This is a genomic window from Pseudomonas sp. EA_35y_Pfl2_R5, assembly GCF_963970805.1.
Classification (GTDB): Bacteria; Pseudomonadota; Gammaproteobacteria; order Pseudomonadales; family Pseudomonadaceae; genus Aquipseudomonas.
The window spans coordinates 52,264-70,595 of sequence record NZ_CAXAOW010000012.1 but is presented as its reverse complement, the minus strand read 5'-3'; the positions used below and the strand labels follow the sequence as shown (position 1 = coordinate 70,595).

Sequence of the window (18,332 nt, the reverse complement as noted above, 5' to 3'; positions counted from 1 at the left end):
CCGCGCCAAATCTAGAGCAGTTAGACCCATGGATGACGTAGGACACCCGAAAGCAGCTGTGCATCTGGCGATGCTGATCAACCTGCTTTCCATCGGCAGTCTGATGATGGTGATGCCTCTCGGTCCGGACCTGGTTCGTCACCTCGGTATGCAAGCCAGTCATGTCGGCTATATCAGCGGCGGTGCCACGCTCGCATCGGCCCTAAGCATGGCCCTGGCCGCCCCCTGGCTGGATCGCCTAAAACGCAAACAGGCGTTGGTGGTCCTTCTGACCCTACGCTTCGCCTTGCTGATGGCCTGCGCCCTAACCAGCAATGCCGAGCAACTGATTCTGTTGTTTGTGCTCTCCGGCCTAGTTGCCGGGCCCATGGGCGCGCTGCTAATGGCGACCATGCTCGATATCATCCCGCCGGCCGAACGTGGGCGAAAACTTGCCTATATCGGCATGGGCTTTTCCCTCGCGGCCATTGTGGTGGTGCCCCTGGCTCTGGAACTGGCGCTGCGCTGGACGTGGCAAGCGCCCTTTATCATCTTCGGCGGCCTGGGCCTGGCGTTGGCGTTGCTGTGTCACCTGCTGTTGCACATCCCGGTCAGCAACGCGCGCCCCAGCGGCTCGGTTTTGCCGCTACTGAAATCACCGCTGTGCCTGGGTGCCCTGGCGATCACCGCGCTGCAGGTATTCGGTCATTTTCTGCTGGTGCCGCATTTCTCCAACTACTTCCAGTTCAATCTGAGTTTTCCGCGTGAGCAGATCGGCCTGCTGTTTCTCTATGGCGGCCTGGCCAGCCTGGCCGCCATGCGCCTGGGCGGTATCTGGATTGACCGGGGTCACGCGCTGACGGTGATTCTGCTCAGCAGCTTCGGCTTAGCCCTGACCACGCTGCTGGGTTTCGCCACACCCATTGGCCTGTCGATTTATCTGGTCTTCGTCGTGTTTATGGCTGCCAGCGCCGTGCGCACCAACAGCAGCATGACCATCGCTGCGGCGATCCCCCCGCCGCATCAGCGCGCCGCGTTTATGGCGTTTCAGGGCACCGTCAGCAATGTCGCCGCCGGGCTCGGCAGCCTGTTCTCGGCGTTCTACCTGAGCACCGGAGTGGACAACCAGCTGCAAGGTTTCGAGCAACTTAGCGGCGTCTATGTCGTCATCGGCTTATTCACGGGGGCGGGCATGTGGCTGCTCCAACGTGGCATCAAGCGACGCGAGGCTGTCGACCACCAAGCACACATAACAACACAGGCGGGCTGAACCCGCCGAGCACCAGTGATCAGCTGCAAACGAGCCAACATTTACTAAAAATGGAACCTGTCATGTCTCTTGTCAGAAACATCAATCGTCGTCACGCCATCTCTGTCGGCGTGCTCGGCGGTCTGTTGCCGTTCGCGGCACTCGCCGACAACACCGTCAAGCTGGAAGACAGCGTCGTTACCGCCTCGCAAACCGCGCACAGCCAACTCAGCGCCCCAGCCAGCGTGTCCGTCGTGACCCGCGCCGAGCTCGACAAAATGCCGGTCTATGACCTGGCCGATGCGGTGAAGCGTTTGCCCGGCGTACATATCAACACCTCCTCGGCCTATGGCCGCAAGGAGATCAAACTGCGCGGCATGGATTCGGACTACACCCTGCTGCTGGTCAACGGTCGGCGCATAAACTCGCGTGACGCCCTGACCTCCAACTACGCCAACGACTTTGATTTGTCGTCGATCCCGATGGCCGCCGTCGAGCGCATCGAAGTGATCCGTGGCCCGATGTCCTCGCTGTATGGCGCCGACGCCCTGGGCGGCGTGGTCAACGTGATCCTGCGTCAGCCCACCAACACAACCGCAGCCGGTGTGGCGGCAAGTTATGAGAACCCTACCAAGGGTGAAGAAGGTGACAACCTGAAGACCAGTGGCTACCTCAGCGGTGCACTGATCGAAAACACCTTGCTCGGCAACCTGATACTCGAGTCCACCGACCAGGAGGCCTGGCAGAGCAGCCAGCTCAATCTCAAAGGCACCGATGCAGCCGAAAAACGCCGCGGCACCAACGCGCTGGGCTCGCTGAGCTGGCTGCTTGATGAGCAACAAAGCATCGACCTTGACGTCAGCCATCGCGAGGACACCCGCAAGGCGCGCTGGGACAACGCGACCGCCCCTGCCGCATCACGTCTGATCACCAACATCCAAGAAATGCAGCGCACCACCTTTGGCCTGAGCCATAACGGCAATTGGGACAGCTTCAACTCCCGCGTGCGCTACTACTACGAAGACGTCGAGCTGACTGACGACTCGCAGATCATGACGACACTGCGTGGACGCGTGGGCGAAGTGGAACAAAAGAACCACACCCTCGACGGCCAGATCTCGACCACCCTCGGCAGCCATCTGCTTACGGCAGGCGGTGAGTACCGCCGAACTACCCTGGAACACAACCAGAACCTTGGCACAGAGACCGAAGTCGATCAGCAGGCGGTCTATCTGCAGGATGAGTTCTCTCTGGGTGCACTCGATATCACCCTTGCCGGACGCTGGGATGACCATGAAACCTTCGGCGGCAAATTCAGCCCACGCATCTACGGCGTCTATAACCTGACCGACAACTGGGTGATCAAGGGCGGGGCCGGCAAGGCGTTCAAGGCACCGGACATTCCTCAATCCGACGAAACCTACAGCGTGTTGGCCTGCCGCGGCATGTGCCAGATCGTCGGCAATCCAGACCTGAAACCCGAAACGTCCGTCAGCTATGAGCTGGGCACCCAGTATCAGAACGAGCGTCTGCAAGCCGGGATCATGTTCTTCAACAATGACGTCGAAGACATGATCGTCAGCGACAGCTGGAACCCACCAGCAGGTTACAGGCCGCCAGTGATGACTTACACCAACGTCAGCAAGGCACGTATCCAGGGCTACGAACTGCAAGGCCGTTACGCCTTCAACGACGCTCTCGCCGCGCGCGCCAACTACACCTACTCCGACGCCGAGAATCGCGATACTGACGAGCCGCTGAATTACACCCCACAGCACATCGCCAATATCGGCCTCGACTGGCAAGCCACGGCTCAGCTTGGCTTCAACCTGGACTACCAATACACCGGCAGTCAAATGCTGGTAGTCGTGCGCCCGGGCGTTAATGGCAGCTTCGAATCAGGGGCGTATTCCACTCTAAGCCTGGGCAGCAACTTCCAAGCGACCAAAGAGCTCACGCTCAAGGCCGGCCTGAACAACATGACCAACACCAAGCGTGATGAAGTTGCACAGTCAGCCGACCATATCCTGATGGGCCGCACCTTTTACCTTGGCTTTAGCTACGACATCTAACACCCACTGCAACAACCCGTACCCCGGCGACGCTTGTCGCCGGGGCTACCCGAATTCTCTGTGACGGCCCCATGAACAAACGCCCCCACGGCTTCGATACCCGCCAGCGCATTGCAGTGATCGCCGGCAGCGTCCTGCTGCTCGCTCTGCTGGCGCTGTCGCTGGCCACGGGCGCGGGCCAGTACGGCGCGGCGGATGTGCTCGGCTATCTACTGGGCGACCCTACCCGCTTACTCGATGACAAGCTGGCCATGGTGGTGGACAGCCTGCGCCTGCCGCGCACCCTTGCCGCGCTGCTGGTCGGTGCCAGTCTCGCGCTAGCCGCCACCCTACTGCAGAGCGCCACACGTAACCCGCTCGCCGAACCCGGCCTGCTCGGCGTTAACGCCGGCGCGGTGTTCGGGTTGGTGATCGGGCTGATCTACTTTGGCGTCGAGTCGACCCAGGGCTATTTGCTCTGGGCCGGTGCCGGGGCGCTGCTGGGTAACCTGCTGGTGCTTGGCATTGGCGTAATGCTCGGCCAGGCCAGCCCGCTCAAGCTGATCCTTGCCGGCATGGCGCTGGCGGCGGTGTTCGGCGGCATCGCCAACTTTCTGCTGCTCTCGACCCGCGTCGCATTAGAGCAGTTTCGCTATTGGAATCTGGGCTCGCTGTCGGCTTCCGAGCTGTCAGCCGTGATCACAGTCAGCCCCATGGCCCTGCTCGGCCTGGTACTCGCGATTCTGCTGTGCCGGCAACTGACGCTGATGCAGATGGGCGACAGCCAGGCCCGCGCCCTGGGCATTTCCACCACCTGGGTGCGCATCGGCGTGCTGCTCGCCGCCACCCTGCTGACCGCCTGCGCCATCGCCCTGGCAGGTCCAATTGGCTTTGTCGGCTTCCTCGCGGCCTACTGCGCGCGGCTGCTGGAACCGGTGGCGCTGCTGCGCCAGCTGCTGTTCTCCAGCCTGTTCGGCATGCTCTTTCTACTCGCCGCCGACATCCTCGCGCGCTGGCTGGTGCAACCCTTTGAGCTGCCAGTCGGCACCCTGCTGGCTGCGCTCGGCGCGCCGGCCTTGATCGCCATCGTGTTACGCGGCGGCTTCCGTTCCTTGCTGGCGGTGAAATAGACATGTCATCGAAGCATCCTTCCGGACTCTGGCACCTGCGCCTGGGGCCAGTCAGCCTGCTGCTGCACCGGCGCACCTGGCTACTCAGCCTGCTGATGCTGGCGGTGTTACTTGCGTTGGTAGTCGCGGCCATCAGCCTCGGTTCCGGGCGCATGGGCGTGACCGATGTGCTGGCCACCCTGGGCGGCCAGGGCAGCAAGCTCAATGACATCATGGTGTTCAAGATCCGCATGCCACGGGTCGCCGCCGTAGTGGTCGCCGGACTTGCCATGGGCATGGCCGGTTGCCTGATCCAGACCCTGGTGCGCAACCGTCTGGCCACTCCGGACATGATCGGCGTCAACGAAGGTGCCTCGCTGGCGGTGATCGGTTTCGCCCTGTATCTGACCGTCGGCAGCTGGCCCTGGTGGGCCTCGCCATTGGGGGCGGCACTGGCCGCCGTGGCGTTGTTCGTCTTGTGCCGCCGCCCCGGCGAGCAAGGCTATCTGTTTATCGTGATAGGCATCGCCCTGTCGGAACTGCTCGGCGCCATCGGTGACTTTATGATGGCCACGCAGCCGCTGGTGCACCTGGGTAGCATTTACCTATGGACCATGGGCCATTTCGCCGGAGCCAGCTATTCAACGGTCGTCCCGATTGCGCTGATTCTGCTGGCGCTGTGTCCGCTGCTGGCCTGGCTCAATCGCCCGCTGGCGCTGCTGCGCTTTGGTGAAGCCACCGCGCAGAACCTCGGCATCAAGGTCGCCGCCTTGCAACTGGCGGTACTTGGTGTGGCGATTCTGGTGGCCGCGCTGGGCACCGCCATCGGCGGGCCGGTGGTGTTTATCGCCATGGCCGCACCGATCATCGCCTCCTGGCTGAGCCGTGATCACCTCGCGCCAATCTGGCTGGCCGCGCTGTGCGGCGCGGTGTTACTGGTGGGCAGCGACACTCTGTCGCGTCTGCTAGCCCAACCCGAAGAAATTCCCACCGGGATCATGACCCGCCTGCTCGGCGGTGTTCTGTTGCTAATCCTGTTGCTCAAAGACCGCAAGGGTTCCGATTGATGACGCCGTTAGCCCCGCCCGCTCCTGCGCAGTTGCGCGCACACAAGCTGAGCTTTGCCTACCCGGGTAAAAGCGTGTTGCAGGACATCTCGTTCGAGCTGCCCAAGGGCAAGCTGATCGGCATTGTCGGGCCCAACGGCAGCGGCAAATCCACCCTGCTCAAACTACTGGCGCGGCAACTACCGCTGCAAGGCGGTGAGGTGCAAATCAACGGCACGCCACTGCAACGCTACGCAATGAAAGCCCTCGCCCGCGAGCTGGCCTTTCTGCCGCAACGCCCGGTGATGGCCGAAGGCATTCGCGTCGAACAATTGGTGCAATACGGCCGTCATCCGCACCAGGGCTGGTTCAACCAGTGGAGCGAAGAAGACGCCTTGCAAGTCGCCCGTGCTCGCGACGCCATGCAACTGCAGGACATCTGGCAACAGGTCGCCTCCTCGCTGTCCGGCGGCCAGGCCCAGCGCGCCTGGCTGGGCATGATCCTGGCGCAGAACACCGAGCTGGTGCTGCTCGACGAGCCCACCAGCGCCCTGGATATCGGCCACCAGGCCGAGGTCATGGAGGCGGTGCTGAATATCGTCGGCGAGGGCCGCACCGTGCTGATCGTGATTCACGACCTGGGCGTGGCCGCGCGCTACTGCGATGAAATTATCGCCCTGGATAACGGCCGCATCGCCGCCATGGGCCCGGCCCGTGAGGTGATCAACAAGGCCCTGATCGACCAACTCTATGACACCGACGTAGACATCCTCGCGGCGCCCGATGACGGTGCGCCGGTGGTCGTGCCGCGCCGGCGCAAACCCATCCACTCTGCACAGGACTAACCCGATGACTACCGTATTGCGCTGGAGCCTGCCCCTGCTGCTGGTCAGCCAGCTGTTAAGCGCGGCCGCCGTGGCCGACACCCGTCAGATCGAAGATGCCTTCGGCAACCCGGTGACGGTGCCGAGCGCGCCACAACGGGTGATCACCCTCAGTGAGCTGGATCTGGATGCCGCCCTGGCCCTGGGCATCACCCCGGTGGGCACGATCAACGGCCGTGGTCAGGCTGCGCCACCACGCTACCTGGACAACCAGGCCGTGGCCGCAATCAAGGTGGTCGGCGATATCGACAACCCCAACCTGGAAACCCTGCTGGAGCTGGAGCCCGACCTGATCCTTACCGGCCCGGTAAAACCCGAGCAATTGGCGATCCTCAATGAAATCGCCCCCACGGTGATCACCTTCGGCTGGGCCAAGCCCTGGCAGGAAAGCCTGCAACGCACCGCCAACGCGCTCAACCAAAGCGCTGCCGCCGAGGCCTTGCTTGCGCGCTACAACGCTCGCGCAACTGAGGCCCGCGAACGCCTAAAAGCGCATCAGGGTGAGACCTTTAGCATCGTGCGCTGGAACCCCAAAGGCCCGTCCTACATGTTCAAGGATGCCTTTGCCAGCAGCGTGATCAGCGACGTCGGCCTGGTGCGCCCGAGCTATCAGCAAGACCCCGGCCACACCCACTCCATGGCCCTTAGCCTGGAATCGCTGCAACTGCTGGACGCCGACTGGCTGGTGATCGGCACCCTAAGCACCAGCGGTGAAGCCGTGGAAGCCCTGCACCAGGCCGAACAGACACCAGCGTTCAAACAGCTCTCGGCCATCCAGGGCAAACGCTTCGGTGCCGTCGACGGCTCGCTGTGGACGTCCCTCGGCGGCCCGCAAGCGGCCTTGCAGGTGATTGCCGATATCGAACAATTGCTCGGCAAAGCCGACGCTCAGCCGATCAAGCGCTGAGTGAGCGAACCAACCGTTAATGGCACAGATTTGTAGGATGGGTTGAGCGCAGCGATACCCATCGTGACCAAGCCAGTAATGGGTATCGCAAGCTCAACCCATCCTACGGCCCCTCCTAACACCTCACGCAGCCACGCGGCTGCTACATACCCTCTGGAGCCGGCAGGCTTTTGCGATCCAACTTGCCGCTGGCGGTTTTTGGCAAGCTATCCAGCACGATAATGCGCGCCGGGATCATGTAATGCGGCAGCCTTTGTTGCAGCGCACGGCGGATTTTCATACGACCTAAACCGCCACCCTCGCGCAGCTCCACATAAGCCACCAGGCAGGCCTCATCGCCGCTGCCGTACAATCGCACTGCCGCATCCTGCACACCTTCAATACAGCGCAAACTGACTTCAATCTCGCCCAGCTCGATGCGAAAACCTCGCAGCTTGATCTGCTCGTCGCGCCGGCCAAGATAACGGTAGGCGTCCTCGCCAACCCGCTGCACGCGGTCACCGGTGCGATACAGCTGACGCCCTTGCCAAGTAATAAAACTCTGTGCAGTTAGGTCGTCACGCGCCCAGTAGCCGCTGGCCAGCGATGGCCCCTCGATACACAGCTCGCCCTCGCCGCCAATGGCCAACGCGGCGCCCGCCTCATCCAGCACCCAATGGCGATAACCGTCCAGCGACTGACGCAGCAACACGCCCTGCTCGCCCAGGGGTAGCTCGACCCGCGCCATCAGCGACCAGACGGTAGCCTCGGTGGGGCCGTAGCAATTCCACAGCTGGCCGACCAAGGGCGCCAGCCGCTCGGCCAGGGTGGCATCCAGGGCTTCGCCGCCGCACAGCGCGATAAGCCCGGCGCGCCCCGGCCAGCCGGCCTTGAGCAGCATGCGCCAATACGCCGGGGTAGCCTGCAGGGTGTTAATCTCGGGGTGCGCAGCCAATAGCGCAAGCAGCGCGTCCGGGTCTTTGTGCGCGGGGCTTGCGACCACTTCCAGTGCACCGCCGGCCCACAGTGGGCCGAGCATTTCCAGCAGGGAAATATCGAACGCCGGGGTGGTGATAAACAGCCAGCGGGTAGCGCTGCTCAGCTGTAAACGGCGACTGGCGGCGCTGAGGAAGTTGGCCAAGGCGCGGCGACTGATCACCACACCTTTGGGCCGCCCGGTGGAGCCCGAGGTAAACATCATATAAGCCGGCAGTTGCTCATCCAGCGCCGGCCAATTCAGCTCACCAGACTCGCCCGCCCGCAGATGCAGGCTGGGCATGGCGAAGCTGCCCTGGCCTTCGGCATCCTGCAGCACCAGCGCCAGCTCGGCGTCGCTGGCGATCCCCTGCAAACGCTCAAGGGGGAACTCCGGGTCCAGCGGCACAAAACACAGGCCGTTATGCAGGCACGCCAGCGTGGCGGCCAACAGATCGGCCGAACGCTGCAAGTACAGGCCGACCCGCGCGCCGGATGGCACGCCTTGAGCGGTTAGCTGCGCGGCAATCGCCGCCGTACGCGCGGCCAGGCGGGCATAGCTGTATGCCTCGCCTGCCCAGCCCAACGCCAAGGCCGGCGCCTGCTCGCTGAACACCTGCCCCAGGTGTGCACCCAGCAGCGGTACGCCGAGGTTGTGCTGCATCACACTCATGCCGGCACCTCCACGGCCAGCCTGGCCAGCTCACTCAAGTGCTGACGCACACGCTGCAGCAGCTGCTCGCTAAGGTCGCCACGCAGACAGCCGATCTGGCGCAGGGTCAGACGACCATCGAAAATCCCGCCATGCAGACTGACCAGCTCCGCCGAGCGGTTGTTCGCCGCGCTCGGGCGGCCCGGCGCGACGGGCAGTGGCTGCCAGTCGCCCTGGCCACTGCGGGCGCTGCCCAGGTAGTTCAACGCCACCGGCGGCAACGGCAAGGGGTTGGGTTCCGTCAGGCTGGCACGCAGCGGCATATAGCCGACGCCGTTATCCGGCACCTGACGCAACTGCTCGCTGCAATGGCTAATCAGCTGCGCCCAATCCGCCTGATCATCCAGCACCAGCGGGTACATGCTGGTGAACCAGCCCAGAGTGCGGCTGACGTCCAGGCTCGGGTCAATCGCCTCGCGGCCGTGGCCCTCCAGCAGAATCCACTGGCGCTGGCCCAGGCCCATCTCGCTCAGCGTGCGGGTCAAGGCGGCCAGCAGCAGGCTGCGCATCTCGCCAGCAAACATCTGGGTAGCATGCTGACTCAACTGCTGGGTCAGCTCGGGTTCCAACTCGAGCAAATGCACCTGGGTTGGCTCGTTGCTGATCCAGTCCGGCGCTATTGGATAATCCATACCGGCCATGCGCTCGCGCCAGTAACGCAGCTGCTCACCGGCCTGCAGCACGTAGCGGGTCAAGCCCTGGCCCCACTGGCGATAACTGCTGGTCTTGGCTGGCAGCGCTTCACCACGGTGCAGGCGCGCCAGGTCATCGGCGAGGATGCGCCAGGACACCGCATCGACCACCAAATGGTGACAGGCGATAAACAGCGCGCGGCCCTGCGGCAGGTTGTCCACCACGCCCCAGCACAGCGTGCGCCCCAACATCGGCTCAAAATGGCTTTGCAGTTTGGTTAACGCCAACTGCAAACCGCTGTCGCCCAGCTCGCGGTAATCCAGCAGCGCAGGTGAGCCCAATGGCAGGTTCTCCAGGTAACGCTGGCCACGCTCCGTCACCGCCAGGCGCAAGGCATCGTGATGCTGCAACAGCTGTTGCAGATAACTGCGCAGCTGCGCCACATCAACGTCCTCGGGCAAACGCAGGAGCACGCCCTGGTTCCAGTGTTGCGGGGTGGCCAACGGTTGCTCATAGAACCAGCGCTGAATCGGCTGCAAGGCAAACTCACCGGTGAGCACGCCCTGCTCGGCCTGCAGCGCGATCTCTTCGCGCTTGCTGCCCAGCACCCGGCACAGGCGGCGCACGGTCTTGGCCTCGAATACCTCTTTGACCGAGCAGACATAGCCGGCGTCGCGCAGGCGCGTGGTCAGCTGAATACTCAGGATGGAATCGCCGCCCAACTGGAAGAAGTCGCTCTGCACACCCAGCGGCTGATTCAGCACGCGCTGCCAGATGGCCAGAATTTCCGCCTCAAGGGCGGTGGCCGGCGGCGTGTGTTCGCCGCCATCGGCCAGGTCGATTTTCGGCAGCTGGCGCAGGTCGAGCTTGCCGTTGGGCGTCAGCGGCATCTGCTCGAGCAGCACCAGCTGGCTCGGCACCATATATTCCGGCAGGCGCTGCGCCACGTCGTGCAGGATCGCGTCGAGCAGCGGCGCAGCCCCGCTGGGTTTGACTGCGGCGTAGGCCACCAGCGCCTGGCGCTGACCATCGCGTTGCACCAGCACCTTGACCTGTTGCAGCGCCGGGCAGCTAAGGCTCAGCTGGGTTTCGATCTCCCCCGGCTCGATGCGATAACCGCGCAGCTTGATCTGCTCATCGAGCCGCCCGAGGTATTCGTAGTCGCCATTGCCCAACTGCCGTGCGCGGTCGCCGCTGTGGTACAGGCGCAGGGTAACGCCGGCCACCCTGTGTTCGCGGAACACCGCAGCAGTGCGCTCCGGCTGGTTCAGATAACCACGGGCCAGGCCCAGGCCGGCCAGGCACAGCTCGCCCGGCACACCGACCGGGCAGAGGTTACCCAGCTCGTCGAGAATCAGCGCCTGCATGCCGTCGATGGGCGTGCCGATGGTCAGGCTGCTGCCGGGCAGCAGGTGCTTGCACAGCGCAGTCACCGTGGCCTCGGTCGGGCCATACATATTGATCAGGCGCACGCGCCCGGCCCAGCGCTCGACCAGCCCGGCCGGGCAGGCCTCGCCACCGAAGCCGATAGCCTGCAAGGCCGGTAACGCGCGCTCGGGCAGGGTTGCGAGCAAGGCTGTGGGGCAGATCATATGGCTGCTGGCGCTGCGTTCGAGCTGCTCCAACAGGCCCTCGTCCGGGTCGCCCCACACCAGGCTGGCGCCCTGGGTCAGCGGCAGCAGCGCGCACATATTGCCGGCATCGAACGACAACGACATGCAGTTGAACATGCGTGCCTCGCAGCCCAGTTGCAGGCGCTGGGCATGGTCCTGCAGCAGGTTGACCAGGCCACCCTGCTCGACCATCACACCCTTGGGCAAGCCGCTGGAGCCGGAGGTGTAGATCACCTGGGCGAGCTGCTGCGGGTCGTGGCCGAGGGCCGGCGTGGTCGGCGCCATGGCGTCCAGTTGCGTTTGCAGGCTGGCGTCTTGCAAATCAATCCAGCGCACTCCGGCGTCCAAGGCAAAGGGTGGCTCGCCCTGGGCGACGATCAGCTCGATGCCGGCGTCGCCGAGAATGTGCTGCAAGCGTTCGCGCGGGTACGCTGGGTCGAGCGGCACGTAGGCGGCGTTGATTTTCCAGATGGCCATCACCGCCACCGCAAAAGCATTGTCGCGGCGCGCCAGTACCCCCAGCAGCGCACCCGGACCGCAGCCCTGGCTGAGCAGCCAATGCGCCAGGCGGTTGGCCCGCGCATCGAGTTCGGCATAGCTCATGGCCGCGTCGCCAAAACCGAGCGCCGGACGCTGCGGATGCAGCCGCGCCATGTCCTCGAACAAGCCTAGCGCCGTGCGCCGGTTGGGGTATTCGCGCGGCAGCACCGCCAGGCGTGCGGCAGTCTCCTGTAACTGCGCCTGCTCAAGCAGCGGCAGCGCCCAGATATCCATTTCTGGCTGTTCGACCACCGCCTGCAACAACAGCAGCAGGCGCTCGGCGTAACGCTCGAGCGTGGCGTGCTCGAACAGCGCCGTGGCGTACAGCCAGTCGACCCGCACCGAGTCCATCAACTCGGTGACCTTGACCGAGATATCGGTCTTGGCCGGCAGCACCGGCGAGGTTTCCTCGACCGCCTGACAGCCAGGAATCAGGTCGTTGAAATCGACCCGCGCCTGGTACACCAGCATGATCTGAAAGATCGGATTAATCGCCGTATGCCGGTCCATACCCAGCGCCTCGCTGAGCGCCTCGAAGCGGTACAGCTGGTGGTCGAAAGCTTCCAGGTCATCCTTGCGGCAGGCTTGCAGGTACTCGGTAAAACTCTGCCGCTCGGGCAGCTGAGTACGCAGCACCAGGGTGTTGACGAAGAACCCCACCAACGCCTCGATATCCGGGCGCTCGCGGTAGGCCAACGGCGTGCCGATAACGATGTCACGCTCGCCGCTGTGACGTGCCAGCAGCAGCGCAAACACGGCATGCAGGCCGATAAAGGGCGAGGTGTTGTGGCGTTGGCACAGCTGTTTGAAGCGCGCCCACAACTCATTGTCGATGGTCGAGAACACCAGCTCGCCGCCGCTGGCCTGGTGTGCCGGGCGCGGTTTGTCCAGCGGCAGGCTGTGCACATCGGCGATGCCGCGCAGGCGCTCGACCCAGAAGGGTTTGAACTGCTCGTGGTAGTCACGGAACAGCGGCGAATTAAACCAGCTGGCGTAGTCGATATAGTTCAACGCCGGCGCCGGCCAGTTCAATGGCTGACGATTCTGGAAGGCCAGAAACGCGGTCTTGATATCGGCAAACATGTTCTTCACCGACCAGCCGTCGGAGATGATGTGGTGCTGGGTGATCAGCAGCACATGCTCGCGCGCATCGAGGCGCAGCAACTGCACGCGGGTCAGCTCGCCCGTGGTGAGGTCGAACGGCCGGTTGATTTCCTCGCGTACGCGCTGCGCCACCCGCGCTTCGCGAGCCTGCAGCTCAAGCGCCGAATAATCCTCAACCTCCAGCTGGAGTGGCCGCTGCGGCAGAATCTGCTGCTCGCCGCGGCCCTGGGCATTGCGCACAAAACGCGTGCGCAGGCTGGCGTGGCGCTGCGCCAGCGCGTCAAAGGCGAACGCCAGCGCCGGCACATCCAACTCGCCGGTCAGGCGGAAGTACACCGGCATGTTGTACAGGTGCGAGCTTTCTTCGTACTGTTCGATAAACCACAAGCCGCTTTGCGATGACGACAGCGGGCCGCTCTCGGTGTGCTGCGCCTGGATCGGCGCGGCGAAGGCGCTGGCCGCCGCCAGACAGCTGACGATGGCGTCGCGGTTGTCACGAATCAGCTGGCCCAGCGCCGGGGTGATGGCGTCCTTGCTCGACTGCGAAACCAACTGGCCCTGGGCGTTCAGACTCAGCTGCACGCCCTGGCGGGCCAGCTGGTTCAGCAAGCCGATGATATTAGTGTCCATAACTATCCTCTCAGTCGGTCAGACTTGCGCCGCCGTCGACCACGATGTCTTGCAGGGTGATATGGCTGGCCAGGCTGGAGGCCAGAAACAGCACGACGCTGGCGACCTCGTCCGGGGTGGCGATTTTCTGCAGCGGGATGCCCAGCTTGAACTGCTCGGGAAAGCCGGCAATGGTGCGCGCCGGGGCGTCACTGCTGTGCCACATGCCGCGTTGCATCGGCGTGTCGGTGGAGCCCGGCGACACCAGATTGCAGCGCACGCCATGGGTCGCCAGTTCCAGCCCGGCGGTGCGGATCAGGCTGCTCAGCGCCGCCTTGGATGCGCTGTAGGCAGCCATCTGCATGCGCGGTACATGCGCCGCGTTGCTGCTTACCGCCACCACTGCGCCACGTCGCCAGGCCTTGAAGCGCGGCATCAGCTCGCGCAACAGGTAAAACGGCCCGGAGACATTCACCCGCAGACAGGCGTCCCAGTCCTCCAGCGCCAGCTCCTCAATCGGTGCCAGGCGCAACACACCGGCGACACTGGCCAGCACATCGATCACGCCATGGGCACCCAGCAGCTCGGCGCAGGCCTGCTGCACCGCCTGGGCATCACCGATATCCAGCACGAACGGTGTGAAGCCGTAATCCTGCTCGGGAAAATTCAGGTCGAAGCCAATCACCTGTCCGCCCAACTGGGCGAAGCCCTCCGCCACGCTGCGGCCGATGCCCTGGCCGGCTCCGGTGACCCAGATGGTCTGGCCGCTGAAATCCATTTGTCTATTCATTTGCATGCTCCTTAGAGCCTGTTCACTATCTCGCGAGCTAGAGCGATACAAGGCGCTACGTAGTAACCGCCTCCGGCGGGTCAAAACAGCAAGGAAGCGGAATTTACGAGTGGTAAATGAGCATTCCGAGCTTGTTTTTAACGCAGTAGCGCCGACGCGCAGCAGATCGTGAATAGGTTCTTACCAAACCTGTTCCACCTGCGCTTCACCCTGCAGCACGCGGCTGTCGAGGAAGTGGCAGAAGTCCGCCAGCCGTGGGTTATCGAAGACATCGGAAACCTTCACCGCCGTGCCAAACTCGCTGGCCAGACGGTTGACGATCTGAATGGTCTGCAGCGACTGCCCACCCAGCTCGAAAAAGTTGTCGCCAGCCTGAATCGCACTGACGCCGAGAATCTGCTGCCAGATGCTGCGCACCCGTTGCTGGGTCTCGTCGTCCAGCGCCTGCTCGCTTGAGCCTTGCAGGTACTGCGCTTGCAGGCGCTTGCGGTCGAGCTTGTTGGTGGCGGTACGTGGTAACGCCGGGTAGTGCCGGTAGTCGGTCGGCACCATGGCGGCCGGCAGCAGCTTGGCCAGTTCCTGGCGAATGCCGCGCAGGTCATCACGCGGGCCGGCGACAAACGCCACCAGTCGGCGCAAGCCGCCGCCCAGTTCCAGGCCCTGCACGCAGGCCTCATCGACGCCATTCAGGGCCAACAGACGCGACTCGACCTCGCCGGGTTGAATGCGGTAGCCGCTGATCTTGAACTCGTTATCCAGGCGGCCGAGGTAGACCAGCCGGCCCTCCTCCAGCCGCACCCGATCACCGGTGCGGTAGACCAGCATGTGCTGCGCGCCGATTAGCAAGCGGCTAAACGCCTGCGAATCAGTACCCAAATAGCCGTTGGCCAGCTGCGCACCACACAGCAGCAGCTCACCCTCTTCTGCCGGGCGCTCGCCACGCCCCAGCACCAACGCCGTGACACCGGCCAACGGCTGCCCGATCGGCAGGCTGGCGCCGCCTGGCGCAAGCAGCTGCAGGTCGCAGCTGCTCGCTACCACGGTGGTTTCGGTCGGGCCGTATGTGTTGATCAGGCGCACCTGCGCCGGCGCAGCACCCTGCCAGGCGGTGAGCTGTTCGGGGTAGACCGCCTCGCCGCCGATGATCACGCTCTTCAGCCCGCTCGGTACCTGCACCAGACCGGCACGCAGGGCCACCACCCACTCGTTCCAGAACGCGGTCGGCAGGTCGAGCACAGTGATTGCAAGCTGCTCCAGACCTTCGACAAAGGCGCTGATCGACTCCAGCAACGCATCGGTGCGCAGCACCAGGGTCGCGCCGGCGCTGAGGCTAACGAAAACTTCCTCGATGCTGGCGTCGAAGTTGAACGGCGCGAATTGCAGCATGCGGTCCGTGGCAGCCACGCCATAGCGCAGACGCGCTGCCTGGATAAAGTGGTCCAGCGCGCGATGGCTGATCTCCACGCCCTTGGGCGCGCCGGTGGAGCCGGAGGTGAACATCAGGTAAGCCGCCGCCTCACCCTGGCGCGGCGCACACAGGCGAATTGCGCTGTGCAGCACACCGGCCAGTTCGATCGGGCCGCTGTAGCTATCGGCCAGGCGATGGCGGAATGCGGCCTCGGTGACCACCAACGCCAGCTGCGCGGTAGCGCAGATCAGGCGCTGGCGCTCAGCAGGCTGTTCCGGGTCGAGCGGCACATACACGGCACCGGCCAGCAGCACGCCGAGCTGCACAATAATCGCCTCGGGGCTGCGGCTAAGCATCACCCCAACCCGCTCGCCCGGCTGCACACCGCGCTCACTCAAGGCGGCGGCGATGCTTTCGGCCTGGGCCTGTAACTCGCCATAGCTGAAGCTGCGCTCGCCGTGGCACAGCGCCAGCCGCTGCGGTTGGCGTTCGACCTGAGCACGAATGGCCAGCAATACGCTGCTTACCTCGCTCATCGCCGCCAGCTCGCTAAGTGGCGCGCCAAGCAGATGCTGCGCGCGGTACTGCGCGCTCCACGTGCTGAGTAACTGCTCACGAGGCTGCTGCGGCGCCTGCAACCAGGCGCCCAGCAAGCTGAACAACTCCTCCTGCAGCGCTTGCACCTGCGCCGCGCTGTAGCACGCAGGGTTGGCGTCGTAATCCAGCAGCGGCACGCCGTCGGCGCCCAGGTGAACTTCCAGGGTCAGGTCTTCCACCGGGCCGGCGCTCAGGCTCAGGGTGCGCGCCGGACAATCGCCGAACATCTGCGGACGGTCGAACGGCATGATGTTGATCAGCGGGCCAAACAGGCGCTGTTCGCCGCCAACCCGACCGAGGTCGCGGCGCAGCGATTCGTAGCGGTAATGCTGATGTTTGCGGCTGCTGCGGCGCAGCTTGCCGATGCTCTGTGCTGCCTCAATCAAGTTGGCCTGATCGCTGAGATCGAGGCACAGCGGGGCGATATTCATCTGCATGCACGGCACGTTGAACGAGGCCGAACCCATGCGGTTCATCACCATCAGGCCAAGCACCTGAGCGGCGCTGCCGCTGACCTGGCGCAGTTGGGCTGAGAGTGCGGCCAGTAGCAGATCCGGCCAGCCGAGCTTGTTGGCCTCGGCCAGTTGAGTCAGACCCTGCCACAGCGCCGGAGGAAATGCCGCCGAATGACGGATAAAGGTCGCCGAAATGGGCGCGACGCGCTCGCTGAAACTGACCGCTTCGGGCAGCGCACCGAGCTGTTCACGCCAGTAGTCGCGCGCGGCAGCCGTACGGCCTTGGCTATCGCGCTCGGCATCCTCGGCCAGCACGGCGGCGTAGTCGCCAAACTCGCAGGGCGCGGCCGACTCACCGCGCGTCGCGGCACCGTACAACTCGGCAACGCGCTGATAGAGCAGGTTGCTGGCGTAGCCATCGAGGGCGATGTGGTGAATGCAGCCGTAGAGGAAATCTACGTCTTCGCCCTGCAGCAGGCTGAAACGGCACGGCAATTCGCGCTCCAGATCAAACGGCTGACGAATCTCGCTCATGCCCCACTGCTGCACCCAGGCCTGGGCGTCCACCCCGGCCGGCACCTGCAATTGAGCCACGCTGAGCGGCAGCTCGGCAGGGTTGAACCAGACCTGCTCGCCGTCGACGACAAAATGCCCGGCCAGCGCCTCGCACTCATTGACCGCCTGACGCAAGGCGGCGATCAGCAGCGCCGGCTGGATCTTGCCGGCGAAAGCAATGCATTCGGCGGTGTTGAACATCGCCCGGTCTTCATTCAGCACATAACCGTGCCACAGGCCCTGCTGGGCAATACCAAGCGCCCTCATGCGGCACCGACGTGTTGTTCGATCAGGCTCCACCAGCCATTCAGGGTCGGAGTCTTGGCCAGGTCGGTAAAGCTCAGCTCCAGCCCCTGCGCGCGCCACTCGCTAAGCAGCGCCATCACCTGGATCGAGTCCAGGCCGTAGTCGAGCAGGTTCTCGTCGGGGTCGAACGGCTCATCCAGCTCATCCAACAGGCTCAGCAGGCGCGCCTGCAAGGCGGCGCGGGTCAGCGCCGGCCCAGCAGCGCGGCCCAGGTTCAACACCTCGTCGCAACCAATCACCTGGCCGCAGCGGGTCGCCACATAGTTCAGCGCCATCTGGTGCTCGGCCTGGCTGAAATCGGCCACACCATCGGCCAGCAGAAACGGCTGGATGTCGCGCATAAAGGCGTCGCAGGCGGTCATCAGGCAGCCGATATGGGCGTAGATGCCGCCGATGATCAGCTGATCGCGGCCCAGCTCCTTGAGCATGTGCTCCAGGGGCGAGCGCTGAAACGCGCTGTAGCGCCACTTCACCAGCACCGTGTCGTCAGATTCTGGAGCCAGCCCGGCGATGATCGGCTGACGCTCGGGGTGCTGAGTAATGCCCGGCCCCCACATGTCGTTGAGCAGCGCGCGCTCGGCGTCGCTTTGCACGCCCGGCTGGGCGGTGTAGACCACCGGAATGCCCAACGCCTTGCACTGCGCACGCACGGCCGCCAGGCGCTCAACCAGCGCGTGAACGAAGGCGCTGTCGGCTGCCCAGAAGTCGGCGAAATACGCCTGCATATCGTGAATCAGCAGCACCGCCCGCGCCGGGTCGAGCTGCCAGTTGACCTTGTTCGGCGTCCATTCACTGGGGAGGCTGTAGGGTTGCAGAGCCGGAATAGCCATC

At 64.1% G+C, this 18,332-nt stretch carries 11 protein-coding genes; 6 read left to right on the top strand and 5 right to left on the bottom strand.

What is annotated here, in order from left to right; genetic code table 11:
* Positions 1-28: 28 nt before the first annotated feature.
* The 6 genes from AACX99_RS17630 to AACX99_RS17605 all read left to right on the top strand — a co-directional run bounded on the left by AACX99_RS17630 (position 29) and on the right by AACX99_RS17605 (position 7,225).
* Positions 29-1,249, top strand: coding sequence for an MFS transporter (locus AACX99_RS17630; protein WP_339413724.1), 1,221 nt, complete (start codon positions 29-31; stop codon positions 1,247-1,249).
* A 62-nt stretch (positions 1,250-1,311) separates the two neighbouring features.
* Entirely contained in the window at positions 1,312-3,300 is a 1,989-nt protein-coding gene (locus AACX99_RS17625) for a TonB-dependent receptor domain-containing protein (protein WP_339413723.1), read from the top strand.
* Positions 3,301-3,371: 71 nt separating this feature from the next.
* Positions 3,372-4,409: a FecCD family ABC transporter permease gene (locus tag AACX99_RS17620; protein WP_339413722.1), complete on the top strand. Its 1,038-nt coding sequence runs from the start codon at positions 3,372-3,374 to the stop codon at positions 4,407-4,409.
* Between the two features lie 2 nt (positions 4,410-4,411).
* On the top strand, positions 4,412-5,455 hold the full coding sequence (locus AACX99_RS17615) for a FecCD family ABC transporter permease (protein ID WP_339413721.1): 1,044 nt from the start codon (positions 4,412-4,414) through the stop codon (positions 5,453-5,455).
* On the top strand, positions 5,455-6,279 hold the full coding sequence (locus tag AACX99_RS17610) for an ABC transporter ATP-binding protein (protein WP_339413720.1): 825 nt from the start codon (positions 5,455-5,457) through the stop codon (positions 6,277-6,279). The genes AACX99_RS17615 and AACX99_RS17610 overlap by 1 nt, the downstream gene beginning before the upstream one ends.
* Before the next feature lie 4 nt (positions 6,280-6,283).
* Positions 6,284-7,225: an iron-siderophore ABC transporter substrate-binding protein gene (locus AACX99_RS17605; RefSeq protein WP_339413719.1), complete on the top strand. Its 942-nt coding sequence runs from the start codon at positions 6,284-6,286 to the stop codon at positions 7,223-7,225.
* A gap of 142 nt (positions 7,226-7,367) precedes the next feature.
* Here the strand turns inward: AACX99_RS17605 and AACX99_RS17600 are convergent, their stop codons facing one another.
* From AACX99_RS17600 to AACX99_RS17580, 5 genes are all read right to left on the bottom strand, one after another.
* The gene (locus AACX99_RS17600) at positions 7,368-8,852 is read right to left on the bottom strand and encodes an amino acid adenylation domain-containing protein (protein ID WP_339413718.1); all 1,485 of its coding nucleotides are present in this window, start codon (positions 8,850-8,852) and stop codon (positions 7,368-7,370) included.
* Positions 8,849-13,411, bottom strand: a complete 4,563-nt coding sequence (locus tag AACX99_RS17595; RefSeq protein ID WP_339413717.1) for an amino acid adenylation domain-containing protein — start codon at positions 13,409-13,411, stop codon at positions 8,849-8,851. The genes AACX99_RS17600 and AACX99_RS17595 overlap by 4 nt, the downstream gene beginning before the upstream one ends.
* A gap of 10 nt (positions 13,412-13,421) precedes the next feature.
* Entirely contained in the window at positions 13,422-14,180 is a 759-nt protein-coding gene (dhbA, locus tag AACX99_RS17590) for a 2,3-dihydro-2,3-dihydroxybenzoate dehydrogenase (RefSeq protein WP_445261885.1), read from the bottom strand.
* A gap of 180 nt (positions 14,181-14,360) precedes the next feature.
* Positions 14,361-17,462 carry an amino acid adenylation domain-containing protein gene (locus AACX99_RS17585; protein WP_339413716.1) on the bottom strand — a complete coding sequence of 1,034 codons (3,102 nt, stop codon included), beginning with the start codon at positions 17,460-17,462 and terminating at the stop codon, positions 14,361-14,363.
* On the bottom strand, positions 17,459-18,331 hold the full coding sequence (locus AACX99_RS17580) for an isochorismatase family protein (RefSeq protein WP_339413715.1): 873 nt from the start codon (positions 18,329-18,331) through the stop codon (positions 17,459-17,461). Before AACX99_RS17580 ends, AACX99_RS17585 begins: the two co-directional genes overlap by 4 nt.
* Between the last annotated feature and the right edge of the window lies 1 nt (position 18,332).